The sequence below is a fragment of the Pseudoalteromonas sp. SG44-1 genome, from assembly GCF_014164315.1.
Lineage (GTDB): Bacteria > Pseudomonadota > Gammaproteobacteria > Enterobacterales > Alteromonadaceae > Pseudoalteromonas > Pseudoalteromonas rhizosphaerae.
This window is the reverse complement of the sequence record NZ_JACJEW010000029.1, coordinates 1-15,393: the sequence shown is the minus strand read 5'-3', so window position 1 is coordinate 15,393 and position 15,393 is coordinate 1. Positions and strand designations below refer to the sequence as shown.

The 15,393-nt window shown below is 41.2% G+C and carries 17 protein-coding genes and 1 pseudogene; 8 read left to right on the top strand and 10 right to left on the bottom strand.

From position 1 onward, the window contains the following. The first annotated feature begins 75 nt into the window (after window positions 1-75). Entirely contained in the window at window positions 76-2,046 is a 1,971-nt protein-coding gene (locus H5187_RS14105) for an RICIN domain-containing protein (protein WP_182797971.1), read from the top strand. Window positions 2,047-2,086: 40 nt separating this feature from the next. Here H5187_RS14105 and H5187_RS14100 read toward each other — a convergent pair whose 3' ends face one another. The 7 genes from H5187_RS14100 to H5187_RS14075 form a co-directional block, all read right to left on the bottom strand. Continuing rightward, the gene (locus H5187_RS14100; protein ID WP_182761288.1) at window positions 2,087-2,608 is read right to left on the bottom strand and encodes a YgjV family protein; all 522 of its coding nucleotides are present in this window, start codon (window positions 2,606-2,608) and stop codon (window positions 2,087-2,089) included. A gap of 74 nt (window positions 2,609-2,682) precedes the next feature. Next, window positions 2,683-2,901, bottom strand: a complete 219-nt coding sequence (locus tag H5187_RS14095; protein WP_145241061.1) for a DUF6500 family protein — start codon at window positions 2,899-2,901, stop codon at window positions 2,683-2,685. 7 nt (window positions 2,902-2,908) lie between these two features. After that, on the bottom strand, window positions 2,909-3,145 hold the full coding sequence (locus tag H5187_RS24640; protein WP_259399190.1) for a GNAT family N-acetyltransferase: 237 nt from the start codon (window positions 3,143-3,145) through the stop codon (window positions 2,909-2,911). A gap of 12 nt (window positions 3,146-3,157) precedes the next feature. Further along, window positions 3,158-3,349, bottom strand: a complete 192-nt coding sequence (locus H5187_RS24635; protein ID WP_259399191.1) for a GNAT family N-acetyltransferase — start codon at window positions 3,347-3,349, stop codon at window positions 3,158-3,160. 37 nt (window positions 3,350-3,386) lie between these two features. Continuing rightward, complete coding sequence (locus H5187_RS14085) at window positions 3,387-3,803, bottom strand: tetratricopeptide repeat protein (RefSeq protein WP_182734977.1); 417 nt, start codon at window positions 3,801-3,803, stop codon at window positions 3,387-3,389. A 245-nt stretch (window positions 3,804-4,048) separates the two neighbouring features. Beyond that, window positions 4,049-4,510 (bottom strand): DMT family transporter, encoded by a 462-nt coding sequence (locus tag H5187_RS14080; RefSeq protein WP_145241067.1) that lies wholly within the window; start codon window positions 4,508-4,510, stop codon window positions 4,049-4,051. 9 nt (window positions 4,511-4,519) lie between these two features. Beyond that, window positions 4,520-4,954, bottom strand: coding sequence for a DMT family transporter (locus tag H5187_RS14075; RefSeq protein ID WP_145241069.1), 435 nt, complete (start codon window positions 4,952-4,954; stop codon window positions 4,520-4,522). Between the two features lie 94 nt (window positions 4,955-5,048). On the opposite strand from H5187_RS14075, the gene H5187_RS14070 reads away from it, so the two are divergent. Together H5187_RS14070 and H5187_RS14065 are read left to right on the top strand one after the other, a co-directional pair. Then, window positions 5,049-5,984, top strand: coding sequence for a LysR family transcriptional regulator (locus H5187_RS14070; RefSeq protein ID WP_182732202.1), 936 nt, complete (start codon window positions 5,049-5,051; stop codon window positions 5,982-5,984). Window positions 5,985-6,182: 198 nt separating this feature from the next. Beyond that, window positions 6,183-7,019: an AraC family transcriptional regulator gene (locus H5187_RS14065; RefSeq protein ID WP_182761290.1), complete on the top strand. Its 837-nt coding sequence runs from the start codon at window positions 6,183-6,185 to the stop codon at window positions 7,017-7,019. A 10-nt stretch (window positions 7,020-7,029) separates the two neighbouring features. Here the strand turns inward: H5187_RS14065 and H5187_RS14060 are convergent, their stop codons facing one another. After that, window positions 7,030-7,620, bottom strand: a complete 591-nt coding sequence (locus H5187_RS14060; protein WP_145241075.1) for a LysE family translocator — start codon at window positions 7,618-7,620, stop codon at window positions 7,030-7,032. Between the two features lie 183 nt (window positions 7,621-7,803). Between H5187_RS14060 and H5187_RS14055 the strand changes: the two genes are divergently transcribed. Together H5187_RS14055 and H5187_RS14050 are read left to right on the top strand one after the other, a co-directional pair. Continuing rightward, window positions 7,804-8,208 (top strand): YkgJ family cysteine cluster protein, encoded by a 405-nt coding sequence (locus H5187_RS14055; RefSeq protein ID WP_145241077.1) that lies wholly within the window; start codon window positions 7,804-7,806, stop codon window positions 8,206-8,208. 329 nt (window positions 8,209-8,537) lie between these two features. Continuing rightward, on the top strand, window positions 8,538-10,055 hold the full coding sequence (locus tag H5187_RS14050) for a DUF3360 family protein (RefSeq protein ID WP_182797970.1): 1,518 nt from the start codon (window positions 8,538-8,540) through the stop codon (window positions 10,053-10,055). A 61-nt stretch (window positions 10,056-10,116) separates the two neighbouring features. On the opposite strand, the gene H5187_RS14045 is transcribed toward H5187_RS14050, so the two are convergent. Beyond that, on the bottom strand, window positions 10,117-10,989 hold the full coding sequence (locus tag H5187_RS14045; RefSeq protein WP_182797969.1) for an MYG1 family protein: 873 nt from the start codon (window positions 10,987-10,989) through the stop codon (window positions 10,117-10,119). Between the two features lie 334 nt (window positions 10,990-11,323). Further along, the gene (locus H5187_RS14040) at window positions 11,324-12,412 is read right to left on the bottom strand and encodes a mechanosensitive ion channel family protein (RefSeq protein ID WP_182732206.1); all 1,089 of its coding nucleotides are present in this window, start codon (window positions 12,410-12,412) and stop codon (window positions 11,324-11,326) included. Window positions 12,413-12,548: 136 nt separating this feature from the next. Between H5187_RS14040 and H5187_RS14035 the strand changes: the two genes are divergently transcribed. From H5187_RS14035 to H5187_RS14025, 3 genes and pseudogenes are all read left to right on the top strand, one after another. Beyond that, on the top strand, window positions 12,549-13,529 hold the full coding sequence (locus tag H5187_RS14035; RefSeq protein WP_182718961.1) for a YihY/virulence factor BrkB family protein: 981 nt from the start codon (window positions 12,549-12,551) through the stop codon (window positions 13,527-13,529). Window positions 13,530-13,600: 71 nt separating this feature from the next. Further along, window positions 13,601-14,443, top strand: coding sequence for a pirin family protein (locus H5187_RS14030; RefSeq protein WP_182761291.1), 843 nt, complete (start codon window positions 13,601-13,603; stop codon window positions 14,441-14,443). Window positions 14,444-14,464: 21 nt separating this feature from the next. Beyond that, window positions 14,465-15,271: pseudogene (locus H5187_RS14025) on the top strand (glutathione S-transferase family protein); the annotation flags it as partial. Window positions 15,272-15,393 lie beyond the last annotated feature (122 nt).

Genomic DNA, 15,393 nt, shown 5'->3' with positions numbered 1-15,393 from the left:
TGATTGTGTTAACATTTTTAACAATTAATTTATTTGATTGTTTTGATCTGAACATACAGTAATTAGGAACAACCAATGAATAAACGTACGTTATTTAAATATTCTTTGCATGCTTTGGCCATAACAACTGCTATATATGGAAACAGTGCACTTGCTAATGCGTCAGGCTTTGCCGCAACGAATGGTGGTACAACAGGTGGTGCTGGTGGCGATGTTGTTTATGCAACAACTGGAACCCAAATTCATCAGGCTTTATGTAACCGAGCATCAAGTGACACACCAATTATCATCCACGTTGAAGGCACCATAAATCATGGCAACACCAGTAAAGTATCTGGAGATAGTTGCAATACTGGGCCAGATCTAATTGAACTAAAAGAAATTAGTAATGTTTCTATTATCGGTGTTGGTAGCGGTGCTCTTTTTGACCAATTAGGCATCCATATTCGTTCATCTTCAAATATCATTATTCAAAATGTTCACGTTAGAAACGTCAAAAAATCAGGCTCCCCCACCTCCAACGGCGGTGATGCAATTGGCATGGAGTCAAACGTCAGAAATATTTGGGTCGATCACGTTACACTTGAGGCCAGTGGTGGCGAAAGTTCAGGATATGATGCTTTGTTCGATATGAAGAGTAATACCAAATACGTGACATTATCTTACAGTATTTTGCGCAACTCTGGACGCGGTGGTCTCGTTGGCTCAAGTGATAGTGACGATACTAACGGCCCTGTTACTTTTCATCACAATTACTATGAAAATATTAATTCTCGCACGCCTTTACTAAGACACGCGACAGCGCATGCTTACAACAACTACTACTATGGACTCGTGTCATCGGGCATGAATCCACGAATTGGCGGTAAAATGCGCGCCGAAAACAACTACTTTAAAAATTCCAAAGATCCACTCGGCACTTTTTATACAAATGACATGGGTTACTGGCAAGTCAGCGGCAACATTTGGGATAATATCGATTGGTCTGAACAAGAAAACAAGCTTCACCCAGCAGGCCCTAATCCAACCTCAACCACAACAATCAACATCCCTTATAACTATCAACTTGATAATGCACAGTGTATACCCAACATCATTGCAGCAACGGCTGGCGCGAACAAAGGCTTACAAACATCAAATGGTCAATGTGGAACAACCACACCCACCGATCCAACACCGGATCCAGATCCAACACCTGAGCCAACACCAGCAGGGGAAAATCTAGCTATTAGTGCCGGTGTTGATGGCAGTTCTAAAGCCAGTGGCTCGAGTTATGGCAATGTGAACGACGGCGATATGTCAACTTACTGGTCACCGTCAGCTACCACGGGCACGATCAATATTAAAAACCTTAACACCACCATAAATGCGATTAAAATAATTGAAACCCCAGCTAGTAAAGGAAGCATTACAGCTTGGTCTTTAGTGAACTACGATACAGGTGTAACACTTACTAACGGTGGTGCTGTGCCAAATGTAATCACTTTTTCTAACACTAACTTATCCAAAGTAAGTTTTGTGATTCATTCCGCCAATGGCGTACCGCAAATTGCAGAGTTTGAAGTCTACAATGGTTATACCGACGGCAATAATGGCAACCCAACCAATACACAAGTCAATGGTACTTACCGCATTACCCCAAAACACAGTGGTGCATCATTAGATATTGCTAACTGTCAAAGTGAAGATGGGGCAAATGTTAGGCAGTGGTCTTGGCTTAATAATGATTGCCAAAAATTTAATATTTCAACAGTCGATGGGGTGTGGCATCGTATTTCACCAGTCAATGCTCCTTCTAAAGGGTTAGAGGTCTATACGCATTCAACTACAGCGGGTGAAAATATCAATATCTGGACATACACAGGGAGCTATAACCAGCAGTTTCGTTTTCAAAGTGCCGGCTCTGGTAAGTGGCGTATCATCAACCGAAATAGTGAGTTGTGCTTAGACGTCGCAGACAGCAAAACTGCCGATGATGCTAATATTCTGCAATGGACATGTACCTCAGGAGCAGAAAATCAAATGTTTGAGTTAACCAGACAATAACTAACATTTACTGTGAAGGGCTTTGCTAAGCCCTTTATTATCAACCGTGTTCAGTCAGCGCCTCACGAGTAAAGCGTTGTTTATGTAGTCTATAAATAGTCGATAAATTAATAACAATAACAGTCGCTTCCAATAACACGCCGCCAATAGAGCCAACAATTATATTATTTGCCAACCATAAGCACGATCCTGCAAACAGCAAAACACGCATTTTGATGCCCGTTAAGCAAAATAGTGCAAAACAACCCAAACAGGCGGCAACAATCGCAAGGTAATCCGTCCATTGCTGGGCTGTTAGATAACCGATAACCACGGTTAAAATAATAAAAATGGCTGCTATCCACACCGATTTCACCCGCATTGATACGGCTGTACGCCCCGCTGAAAATAAACAGCACAATGATGAAGTGATAGCATTGAGTAAATAAAAGTGCAGTGCATGATTTAGATTCATCACCACCATCATTATTTTTAAACGACGATCATCCTTTTGATAAAAGCACACCAATGCTAAAACAAAGCTGAGTAAACCAAACCCTTGGGCAATCCAACTATCAACCACCAGCCCTATTCCCCACTAAAATAAATATCTCAACCGCTATTGTGGTTAATATACAATCAAACATCTACACGCTATTACAGATTATTTTCAATCATGGTTTTAATGATCCGCGCTTTAACAAAGTGATCTAATTGGTGGGTTTGTATCCACCATGTCGCAGCTTCCATAAGTAATTCTGGATCATCATTTTTGTTGGCAAAAAAAGCATAAAACGACAGCCCAACATTATCTCCCTTCGCCGCTATTTTTTTGTCGCAAACTTGAATGATCTTAGTCCTTAATTCGTCGCGCATTACGGCGTTACCTCACTTCACTTTTTAAACTGCATTGCATTTCAATAAGTTGGTGTTCGCCAACTATTTCAACATCTTTAATATATTTAAAACCATAACTTTCGTAATAGCCTTGCAAATAGGCATGTGCATGAATTTCAATGATCTCAAGGCCAATTTTACCAGCATGTGATAACAAGGCATTAATAACCAATTTAGCAATGCCGGATCCTCGGTATTGCTTTAACACTGCAATCCTTGCCATAACGCCACACCGTCAATTACGTTTCACTAACCGCGCAGTAGCGACTAAAGCACCGCCATCTGTTACCACCACATGCACAGCTCGTTCGTCGCAACCGTCTAAATCTAACTGCTTAGGAATACTTTGTTCGATCACAAATACCTGGTGGCGAATAGCATGCGCTTGCGCAATCAGTTCAGGGCTAGTGCCTAGCGTAACATCCATTTATTGTGACCTCTTAAACATAATCAACGAGCTAATTTTACTGTAATTGTTGTAGTAGCTGAGCTATTTCAGCCTTCAGCGCTTTATCAGGAATTTTATTTGCGCTAACCTGCGCAGCTTGTAAACTTACGATAGCAGCTTCGGTTTGCCCTAGTTCAACATGCATAGTTGCCATCGCATAACCAATTGACGACATATAATCTTTCGCATTGATGGCGTTAGCTTTAGCTAATGCTTTTTCATAGATCAACAACGCATCGGCAAACTCATCGGTAAAATCAGCGAGCGTTTCCCACTGTACAGGATGATCTTTCTCAGTATTTTCATGCTCAATACACAGTGCTTTTAGCTGCCCATAGAGTGAATCGAACGTAACTTGATCTTGCTGCTGTGCAGCATTCATTAGCTCACCGGCTAAGTTCAATACTGATTTATACAGTTTTGTATTCATTATTCTTTCATTACCTTTTGTTAGAAATTACAGCCAAATTAACTATCTTGCATGGCTAAGAACAACAACTCAAAGCGAAACGAAAGAAAATACAAGGCCGAGAGCGTACTATTCTAATACACTCGAGACTAAAATGATTCATTCTAAAGCGTATCAAGCCTAAGGCGGGGAAAAAATCTCAGCTCAAATCAGGTGATAACCCCCCTGTTACAAGTTATCACCTCAGCCAAATTTTTATTGTTTCAAGGCTAACTCTCAGTTTTTGCTGTATCTTTACCACTTGCATGAATAAAATACAGCGCAATACCCAAACATATTACAGCGCCAATACGACTTGGCGAAAAAGCAATCACATCGTTACCAAGCCAACCAAAATTATCAATTAACATACTCATAAATAATTGACCGAATATTACCGCAACCGTTGCGACTGCGGTGCCAATTCGCTGCACAGCAAACACCATTATCACGATATAGGGTACTCCACACATTGCCCCTAATAATTGCCACTTTGGCACATCCAACAGGGTTAGCGCATGCCTAGGTTCAAAATAAAAGATAAGTAACCCGGTGATCAACGCACCCACCGAAAAGGTTAAAAATGCGCAGCGAAAAACACCTACTTTACTTCCTAATTGGCCATTAATGGCAGCCTGAATACTCAAGGTTGCACCACCAATCACCGCCAGAATTATCATAATTATAGTCATTAGCGTCCCCTAACCTTGTGCCATCAGAATTAATGCAATGACAATAAAAAATAGTGCCATAAGCCGTTTGCGGTCAATCTGGCGATGTTGACTACCAAATAAACCATAATGATCTATCAGCAAACTTTTCGCTATTTGTCCCATCAAGATACTGATCATCGTCATAGCAATACCTATCACAGGTGCTGTGAACGTCAATATAACGACATAAACAGGTCCCAACACGCCGCCTAACAATGTCCATGATGGTTGTTTGAAAAAAGACGGGCTATTGCGAGGACTAAAAAATAGCATCAACATAAAGGTAAGAGCAGCACCAACACCAAACACACTAAATGTGGCCCATAATTCTCCAACCTCACCACCTAAAGGGCCCAATAAGCCTGCTTCTACAGACAGCCCCATTCCTCCCATAACGACAATTAAAATCAAAATAAACTGCATGCAAATCTCCTATTAATAAGGAATAAATAATAACCTAGAGCTTTAACGCGAAAAATGGGATTATATAAGAAACACTTTTGCAGGATTTGCACAAATGAATGATTTCAGTTCGATCAATATCAGAGCGTTAAAATTTTTTATCGCCGTGTATAAATGTAAAAGCTTTTCTGTTGTTGCTCGACATGAAAATGTATCGCCTTCTATGGTCTCTAGGGTAATTTTGCAACTTGAAGATGCCCTTGGTCAGCAACTTTTTTACCGTAACACAAGAGCAATAATGCCAACCGAAGCGGGCCGAATTTTTCATGATTATGCGCGCTCAATGACCGAGCAACTCAACGAAGTACGTAACGAGCTGCAAGATAGAGCAACTCAACCCAAAGGATTGATAAGAATTAATGCGCCGGTATTTTTCGGACAAAAACACATTGCACCTTGGCTTGGTGAGTTTTTAAATCGCTATCCGAAAATTCAAGTAGAGTTGACTCAAACCGATGATTTTATCGATCCGCATATTGATGCCGCTGACGTGATTTTTCGTATCGGATCTCTTGCAGATTCATCGTTACATGCTAAAACATTAGGACTGCAAACTTATCATTTAGCCGCATCCCCTGCTTATCTGAAAAAATATGGCACACCAAAAGTACCGGCTGATCTTAGTCAGCATCAGGGCTTAATTTATCGCGGTTCATCGGGGCAAAATCGTTGGTTATTCAAAATTAATTCGTCATGGCAGCAGCAAAGTGTAATACCGACTTTAGTATCTAACAACGCTGAAACACTGTTTATCGGGGCTTTGAACGACATGGGAATTGTATTATTCCCTGATTGGTTAATTGGTGAAAGCTTAAAAACAGGCACTCTTGTTTCACTCTTAAGTGAATTTGCGCCAACAATCAAAACGGGACCACAAAACATTACTGCAATTTACCCTAATACACGACAGCCACCGTTAAATGTTCGAGTATGTATTGATTACTTTAGTGAAGTTTATGGCAACCCGCCGTACTGGAAATACCAAAATTAAGTATCTGCGTTATGCTCTAACGGGTGCAAACAGACCAATAGTGATACCTAAAAAACACACCCGCTCAGCACACAATTGCATGTAGCTAAGTGACGCAGTTACTCACTGATTTTTTGGTGAATAATTTAGTCTGAGGGTAGATTTATACACTACAACTAGGGGTATACTGGAAATAGGTTTTCAATTGTGGAAAATAGTATGCTCCCAACAACACACCCTATTTTTTGGCGCGACCCCGAGTTACCATTTGTCGAGCTGCGCCAAGTATTAGATGGCCGCAAAGTCACTTATGCTCCCCACTCCCACCAGCAATGGTCAATTGGCGCAATTTTAGCGGGGCAAAGTGAATTCATTTGTGAAGATCGTCTACATCAAGTAACACATGGTAATTTAGTATTAATGAACCCTGATGAAGTCCACGCCTGTAATCCAAAGCAAAACTCAGTGTGGGCTTATTACATGATGCATATAGATAAAAATTGGTTAGCAGCGTTATTGTTCGAGTCTGGCGTCACAAAGCAACAAAACTGGCAAGGAAGTCGCTTGGATACAGTGCTACTACCACAGCTTTATCAGGACTTTGTTATCTTGTGCCAAAACCTAATGACAAATACGTTTACCGCAGCACAAAAGCGCACGTTGCTAAGTAGTTACTTCGTGCAATTATTTACGTACCTTGATTGCGTTGAGCCATTACACGAGCAAACGTTATTACCTGAAAATAAGCTATATCAAGTAGCGAACTACCTGAATGAGCACTGTTTTGAAGACCAATCAATTAACACAATCAGTAAACTTTTTGGCTTTAGCAGCAGTTATTTAGTGCGCGCTTTTAAACGTCATTTTAATATGACTCCGCACGCTTATCGGTTAAATCGTCGTATTCAATTAGGTCAGCAAGCACTAAAACAAGGCCAGCCAATAGCAAGTATCGCTCACAGTGCAGGTTTTAGTGATCAAGCGCATTTTCAGCGGGTCTTTAAACAACGCGTAGCGGCAACTCCCGAGCAATATCGCCGTACTTTATCACTGTAAATTAAAACCACTAAATCAATAATAAAAAGCAGCTGCCAGCCAGTAATAGTGCAAGAATTTTATTCATCACTCGCATTTTAGCTGGGCTTTGAAAATGCTGCCCGAGCCGTATACCTAGCCAAACCCAACAGCCAAGTGATAACCAACAAATAGGTAAATATAAACTTGCAAAAGTAACCAGTTCAAATCCTTGCGCCCCTGGACTATATGCTGCAATGCCTGATAAAGAAGCCAACCACGCTTTAGGGTTAAGCCATTGCATGATCACACCTGTCATAAAGGTAGGGGCATTTTGCTTAGCGTCAGCTGTAAGGCCGCCATCATCTATAAATAATTGATAACTGAGATAAAGTAAAAAAGCGATACCGAGCCACTGTAATACACCAGTGATCCAGGCTAATTGCGCAATGAGATAATGCAAACTAAAACCAATAAACAAAAATAATGCAATGAAACCAAAGGTAGCACCAGTCACAAATATTAAGCCTTTTTTTGCCCCATATCGCGCACTACTACTTAACGAAACAAGGTTAACTGGCCCGGGTGATATAGACGCCGCCAAGGCAAATAGTGCCATTGAGATGATCACTGATAAAGTCATAACGTATACTTAGGTTATTTAAAGTGGCGTTTATTATCTGTTGTTGCAATAAGCCATGTATTGAACAAAATTGACCTTGTTGTAAATAAAATAGCATCTGACAAATTACCCCTGCAAAAACACAGCTGCACTAAAAAAATCGGTGTTACACTAGAATTAGTCCATCTTACAAATTAGCGAACCATGAAAGAATGTAATCAATGTGGTAAATGCTGTATTAAATACGGTGGTGGCGATCTGAGCGCCACGCAAGAAGAGATTGATCTATGGGAGATATTTAACCCCGAAATCTTTGAGTTCGTTAAAAATAACCAAATATGGCACGACCCACAATCGGGAGTAAAACTAAGCCAATGCCCTTTTCTTGAAATAGCCCCAAAAATAAATCCCCTCGCCGCAAATAAATATACCTGCAGTATTTATTTAGACCGCCCTGAAGATTGCCGCCACTATCCTAGCCTTATCACCGAAATGGTAAGAGACGAATGCGAAATGATTGAAGTAATCGATTTAGATAACTATAAAAAAGCACAAAGAAAACTAGATCTATTAATGCAAGACAGTCGCCCTGGCGGCTATACAGAATAAAACAGAGCTTAGCTTTGAGTGAGCTCCTAGCCATTAGACTAAAGACTTAGAACCCAGTAATTCATTAATACATGCCGTATAACTGGCTTTTTCAAAGCAATAAACAACAAATATGAAAATAAGGTATTGATTATTAACAATAGAAATTAACTTTTGAATATTTTCTTCTCTGCTGGCTATACCTGCGCCAAGCTACTTTAATCCGTCATGCTCGACCTTTGCCTAATCGTAATTGATAAACCTCTACTTTATTCTATCGATTCAATATTCATTGCTTTATACAAGCTGTTTTTTTATTTTGAGTTAGCAACAATGTTGCAGGAGAATTCATGACAACCACGCCAAAAGATGACACGTCATCCCAAGCTGAGCAGGTAAGCGATACTCAAACCGTTTCCGATAGCTATAAAAATCTTCATAAACCAAGCTCTGAGTTTGCCAGTCGAGACGATTATCTCGAGCATGAACTGCAAATTATGCAGCCAAAGCGCTGGCGTCCTAACTTGCCTTTTCGGGATTACCGCTTCGAATTTGAAGACTCGATTCCCGCTATGGCAGGGACAATTGGTAAAGTTGTTATGGTAGGCGCTATTGCCGCCACCTTTGCCGCACCGCTTGGTTTAAGTGACGCCTTTGTATTAGAAAACGTACGCTATGAGTTACTCATAGTGGCTATTTTTATCATCTTGTTTTCAGGTTTTATTTTACCCACTGCTAACTTAGCGGGAACCCACGGACCACTCATTCCATTAATTCCCATTGTTGTTGCAGCAGGCGGACACCCAATGGCATTCGGGCTACTCATTGGCGCCTTAGGGTTACTGCTTGCCATCAGTAAAGGCGGCAGTTTGTTGGCACGACTAACCAGTAAAGGGGTGTGCGGCGGATTATTACTTTACTTAGGATTCATAGGCACTATATCGCAAGTAAAGAAACTGTTTGCATGGGCTGAACAAATTCAAATGCCCCACATTGCCTTCATCGTTATTTTGGCCACTATTTTACTGTACGCGCTACTCGAACATTTTAAAAAACGTTGGTTAGCTGTGCCGCTCAGCTGCCTTATTGGTGGTCTAACGGCCTTTGCCTTAGGTGCGCCGTTTGAATTTAAAACCGCCCCCGGGTTACCAAATATGAACCCTATGTATTGGTGGGGTGAAAACACCGGTTGGATGTTAGGTTTGCCGACTCTTGAAAGCTTTGTAGTCGTATTGCCCTTTGCCATACTGGCAGTGGCCATGTGGTCGCCAGACTTTTTAGGCCATCAAGTATTCCAAAAGATCAGCTACCCAAAACGCACTGAAAAAGTGCAAATGAACATTGACGATACTATGCTCAGTGCATCAGTTAGGCAAACCTTTGGCTCTATTTTAGGTGGGTCTAACTTCACCTCATCATGGGGCACGTATATTGTGCCTGCCGCGATTGCTAAGCGCCCTATTCCTGCTGGTGCAATTTTAACCGCACTTTTTTGTGTAATTGCAGGTATATGGGGTTATCCAATGGATCTCGCCATTTGGCAACCGGTACTGTGTGTGGCGTTAATAGTGGGTGTATTTATCCCACTGCTTGAGGCGGGTATGGAAATGACTCGCGAAGGTAAAACCACGCAATCAGCAGCTATTGTGGTATTTGCTTCAACGTTAGTAAACCCAGCGTTTGGCTGGTCACTGACCATGCTGCTCGATAACTTAGGCTTAATTGGCTGTAAAGAGCGCAGCTCTGAGCTGACCCATATGAGTCGCTGGATCATTCCGCTGTTTATGTTTGTATTATTGACCAGTGTTATGGCCATGGTGGGCATGCTGCCAGGTATTCCAGCGTTGCTAGAAAACTTTAGGCACTAATACAAAAAGGGGGGAAGCCAGTACAGCGCTTACCCCCCTTTATAATAACCGTGACTTCGTTTTATTCGTCTTGCAACGCCATAGCAGCAAGTTTCATGGTACTTGCAAATGATTCTGCGCCTGCGATAAACAAGCCATTGTGGCAAAACATTGCGTCATCAATGCCCGTTTGCGCTTGAAATGCAGCATCTGATAAACCAGCCCATGCTTTTGGTAGTGACTTTCTGTCTTCAAATGAACCCGGTTCAACAGGCACCGTTTGCAAAATCCATTTGCCTGAATGCGATGGATAAACCATGTATAACGCTTCTTGCGATAAAACATGCACGGTTTTTTTCCACGGCGTGTATTGCTCTAATACAATCACTCTTGCATCATCTGCGTTATCAATCGCTTTAGCGACGATTGCTTTAGCATTAATGCCGCCACTGGCTGCTGCAATAAAACGTGTTAAAACACGCGATGCAAATTCAACCGCCTCATCAAAACAACGATCAAAGTCACTTTCCTCTTGCCATGTTGGGTTAAACATTGAAATTGTTTGGCTAAGACTGATCCCTTTCGATACACCTTCAACATGACCGCAATCAATCGCATCAATGGTCGATACCAAACCGGCATCAACTGCATGCGCAACATCTTGGTCACCCTGACACAGCTCTAAACCATATTTTTGCCAAATTAAACCAAATGATGAGTATGGGATGCCATTTTCACGCTCACCGGCACCGCCACGTTGGTGATGATCAAAACGTCCAGCAGCTGGGTCATATTCGCCGCCAACATCAATCACTATGTCAGCTTGCGCGATTAATTCTAAATCACGGGTACGTATAAGTTTAAAAGTAGGAAGAATATGCCTAAGTGCGGCGATACTAAACACATCATCCGCATGAAAATTACCGTTATGAGTTGCTACTGTTATATCATTCATTTATTTAATATCATTTTAGAAAGGAGTAAGAAGACGGCGAAATTTAAACTGATCCGTTAGCACAAAATAGATAAGTCAAAATTACAAGCACAACAGTATACGCTATCGGCGAGCAGCCCACAAAAACAGTGAACCACTTTGTGGTAATTAATCGTCTAGAGGAAGATAAGCTACAGTAATAACAAAACAACAGTAGATTGATGGTAAAAACATAACCAATCCATACATGAACTGTCTTCAGTAAAACTTTCTCCTCGAGCGATAACTCAGTCTTTGCTAAATAAAATTGCCGAACCCACGGCCATTAAACTAAGTATATTATTTAAAGAGCAAGTTAAATAATATTGTTGCCTTGCTCAGGATCGCGAGAGCGCTCAGCTTGTTCACGAATTTCATCAGCATCACTGCTCACATCATCAATACCAGCATCCAGATGCGCAATCGGTTTGACTTTTTGATCTTGCGTAGTGGGTTGTTCCGGAGTCTTTTGTGCTTGCTCACTTGGTGCATTTAAAATAATCCGTTCACGAGCATCATCAGGCATACTAATACCATGCGCGTTAAAGCTATTAACCATTTCACGCATCAATTGCGACGCTACCTTAACCGGGCTGTTTTGCTCACTATTAACCCAAAAGTAAATACTGAGATTGATAGTGGCTGAGCCTAATTCATCAAGTAACACCTGTGGGGCCGGATCTTTTAGCACAGCAGCTTGTTTATCCATTAAACTCAGCGCTAACTGCTGAGTGTTACGTATATCGTTATCGTAACCTATGCCTATTTTATAGTGACCGCGCATTTTCGGATTAGCAGTAAGGTTTTTAATCACATTTTTATAAACAGTCGCATTAGGTATTTGAATATGATTACCATCAAAATCAACTAATGTGGTCGCCCGCGCAGTGACCTTTTTTACTACCCCTAAGCAGCCATCGACTTCAATAACATCATCAATACGAAAAGGACGTTGCACACTTAATAGCATGCTCGATATAAAGTTCTCTGCAATATCACGAAATGCAAAACCTAAGATTAGCCCGACTAATCCAGTACCGCTCATTATCGCCACGGCAAATTCACTTAAGCCTGCTAAGCGTAAAAATAAATAAACTCCAAACAAAATGATCACAGTACTAATAAAGCGACGAGCAACAACATGCAATAACCGCCTTTCACTTACATAGCCAATAGGTTTCACTAATAAATAAGACACAGGCTTTGCTAAAAAATAGCACACGATTATTGCTGCTATACCTAAAGTGAGAGCGGGTAACATTTGCCAAGCACTTTGTAAAAAATGCGCAATTTGTGAGTTTATACCTTGCCAAGATACTGGCGCTAAAGGATCCGCATTGGTACTCGTTGTTTGTATTTTTAATGCGCTAATAATTTGATTATTAATACTATTCATTATTTCCATATGTAACTCATGCGCTCTTTATTGATAAAACCATTAATTCTGTAGAAGCAAATTAAACGCCAACTTAAGCTGGCAAGCACCTTGCACCTTAACTTCTAATAAATAGTGACTAATAACCATCAGCAAGGAATAAAATATGGCACATAAACCACGTGGCTACACAGCAGATAAACCAACCGAGATCCCCTTGCTGGGCTGGTGGGATATCAGCAAGCGGGTATATCAAAGTATGTCGCAAGATAACTTATCCTTTGTTGCCGCTGGTGTCGCCTTTTACGCATTACTCGCTATTTTTCCAGCACTGGCAGCCTGTGTTTCGCTGTATGCTTATTTCGCCTCTACGGCGGATGTTAGTGAACAGATTAGTAAGTTTATTACTTTATTGCCACCAAGCAGCCGAGAAATCGTTCTACAACAGGTATCTGAAGTTACCCAACAATCACAAAAAGTGTTAAGTGTTAGTGCAATAAGCACGTTGTTATTAACCACATGGAGTAGCAGTAAGGGCTGCCAAGCACTGATCACAGCCTGCAATATTACCTACCATGAGCAAACCAAAAGGCAGTTTTTCAAAGCGCTTTTAGTGCGCTTTCTATTCTCTATTGGCGCTATATTGGTCGCCGTAATCGCATTATTAATCATTGGTATATTGCCTATCGCACTTAATATTGTTGGTCTAGAAAACAGTATCGATACGGTGATCAAATTACTCACTTGGCTGTTACTAGCAGCGACTTTTCATTTTGCTTTAGCTTTTGTATATCGTTATGCACCCCATAGAAAAGCGGCAAAGTGGCGTTGGGTTACAACTGGTTCAGTAATGGCTACTGGGCTTTGGATCATCGCATCATTAGGGTTTTCATATTATGTGTCACAGTTTGCTTCATACAATGAGACCTATGGTTCTTTAGCCGGGGTCGTGATCATGTTGATGTGGTTGTATATCAGCGCCTATATTATTATTTTTGGCGCTGCAATTAATGCCAGCACCGAACAGCAAACCATGGTTGATAGCACCGTGGGACCTGCACATCAGTCTGGCAATCGCGGGGCTTTTGTAGCGGATAACCTAACGAAAAAACAAAAATCAGAACGTTCTGTTAAAACGAATGAATAGTGCTATTTATACCCATGGTTGTTTAATTTTATTGTGTTTAAATAATACCATACAAGATTCGGAGCAAAGCAATGAAAGTAATAAAGCAACTCAATAGCCATGCAACCCAAGATGGTGATGGCGTAAATATTAGCCGGATACCAGGCTTTGATGGTAAGCATTTAGATCCTTTTTTAATGATCGACGAATTAAAATCCGACGATCACAGTGACTTTATGGGTGGGTTTCCTGCCCACCCGCATCGTGGTATCGAAACCTTTACCTACATTATTAAAGGCGGCTTTGAACACCAAGATCAAATGGGCAATAAAAAAGCTATTCGCGCAGGTGACGTGCAATGGATGAGTACCGGCTTTGGCGTTATCCATAGCGAAATGCCACTTGCCGATGCGATTGAGGGGATGCATGGCTTTCAAATTTGGCTCAATATGCCAAGCACTGAAAAGCTCAGAGCACCGAAATATCAAGATACTACTGAGCACCCTGCACCTGAACATAAAAATAGTCAAGGTGTTGAACTAAAAGCACTGGCTGGCAGTTGGCAATTTGACCAGCAAACTCAGGTTTCAAGCCTACAAGAACTAGCAGCCAATGGCATGCTAGCAGATGTAACATTACCTGTAGGCACTGAGTTTGCCCACCCACCTCTGATACAAAGCAAGGTGATGATTTATATTCATACCGGCTCTATCAACACCGAACAAGGTGGTCCAGTAATGGCTGGCAGCCTACTTATTTTAGAGTCCGGTAGTGATATTAAATTTAGCTCGCAAAGCGGCGCTGGAGTACTTATTTTAGCCGGTGATCCGCTTAATGAACCTATTGCTCACATGGGCCCGTTTGTGATGAATACGCAAGCTCAATTACGAGAAGCAATTAGTGATTACCAAAGCGGTAAATTTGGTAGCTTTTAAAACACGATATAGGAGTCAATTATGGGATTACTAGTCGACGGTAACTGGCAAGACAAGTGGTACGACACCGATAAAAGCGATGGTGAGTTTAAACGCGAGTCTGCACAATTACGTAACTGGATAACCAAAGATGGCAGCGCAGGCCCAACTGGTGAGGCGGGCTTTAAGGCACAGAAAGGCCGTTATCATTTATATGTTTCATTAGCCTGCCCATGGGCGCACCGCACCTTGATTTTTAGAAAATTAAAAGGCCTTGAAGACTATATTGATGTCTCTGTGGTTAGCCCAGATATGTTAGATAACGGTTGGACGTTTGATAAAAACAACCACAGCACTGGAGATGCACTTTTTGATAAGCAATTTATGCATCAAATATACACCGAAAATAAAGCAGATTATTCCGGAAGAGTAACTGTGCCTGTGCTTTGGGATAAACAGCAAAATAAAATAGTCAGTAATGAATCTGCTGAAATCATTCGCATGTTTAACAGCGCCTTCAATGATTTAACTGGCAATAAACTAGACTTTTACCCAAATAACTTGCACGCTGAAATCGATGCAATTAATGAGCTGGTGTACAACAACATTAATAATGGCGTGTATCGTACTGGGTTTGCGACCACTCAAAAAGCCTATGAAGAGGCATTTAATGACTTATTCACTGCATTAGACAAAGTCGAAAGTATTTTACTCAAGCAGCGCTATTTGGTGGGCAACACCCTAACCGAAGCAGATTGGCGATTATTCACCACGCTAATACGCTTTGACAGTGTGTATGTTGGGCATTTTAAATGTAATCTGCGTACTATCGAAAATTACCCGGCACTGTAATGGTCTAATGAAACTGGACAGGTTTATAGCGTAAAATGAGCTAAACCCAAAAGGTATCACTATGACCAGAAAATCAAAAGTAACACTCAGTGCACAACAAAAACTTGAATATGCCAAAT

Bases quoted from the DNA above. Each gene is read 5' to 3' on its own strand.
- H5187_RS14105 (WP_182797971.1), top strand. From the start codon at position 76: ATGAATAAACGTACGTTATTTAAATATTCTTTGCATGCTTTGGCCATA.
- H5187_RS14095 (WP_145241061.1), bottom strand. From the start codon at position 2,901: ATGCGCGACGAATTAAGGACTAAGATCATTCAAGTTTGCGACAAAAAA.
- H5187_RS24640 (WP_259399190.1), bottom strand. From the start codon at position 3,145: ATGGCAAGGATTGCAGTGTTAAAGCAATACCGAGGATCCGGCATTGCT.
- H5187_RS24635 (WP_259399191.1), bottom strand. From the start codon at position 3,349: ATGGATGTTACGCTAGGCACTAGCCCTGAACTGATTGCGCAAGCGCAT.
- H5187_RS14080 (WP_145241067.1), bottom strand. From the start codon at position 4,510: ATGACTATAATTATGATAATTCTGGCGGTGATTGGTGGTGCAACCTTG.
- H5187_RS14075 (WP_145241069.1), bottom strand. From the start codon at position 4,954: ATGCAGTTTATTTTGATTTTAATTGTCGTTATGGGAGGAATGGGGCTG.
- H5187_RS14070 (WP_182732202.1), top strand. From the start codon at position 5,049: ATGAATGATTTCAGTTCGATCAATATCAGAGCGTTAAAATTTTTTATC.
- H5187_RS14065 (WP_182761290.1), top strand. From the start codon at position 6,183: ATGCTCCCAACAACACACCCTATTTTTTGGCGCGACCCCGAGTTACCA.
- H5187_RS14060 (WP_145241075.1), bottom strand. From the start codon at position 7,620: ATGACTTTATCAGTGATCATCTCAATGGCACTATTTGCCTTGGCGGCG.
- H5187_RS14055 (WP_145241077.1), top strand. From the start codon at position 7,804: ATGAAAGAATGTAATCAATGTGGTAAATGCTGTATTAAATACGGTGGT.
- H5187_RS14050 (WP_182797970.1), top strand. From the start codon at position 8,538: ATGACAACCACGCCAAAAGATGACACGTCATCCCAAGCTGAGCAGGTA.
- H5187_RS14045 (WP_182797969.1), bottom strand. From the start codon at position 10,989: ATGAATGATATAACAGTAGCAACTCATAACGGTAATTTTCATGCGGAT.
- H5187_RS14040 (WP_182732206.1), bottom strand. From the start codon at position 12,412: ATGGAAATAATGAATAGTATTAATAATCAAATTATTAGCGCATTAAAA.
- H5187_RS14035 (WP_182718961.1), top strand. From the start codon at position 12,549: ATGGCACATAAACCACGTGGCTACACAGCAGATAAACCAACCGAGATC.
- H5187_RS14030 (WP_182761291.1), top strand. From the start codon at position 13,601: ATGAAAGTAATAAAGCAACTCAATAGCCATGCAACCCAAGATGGTGAT.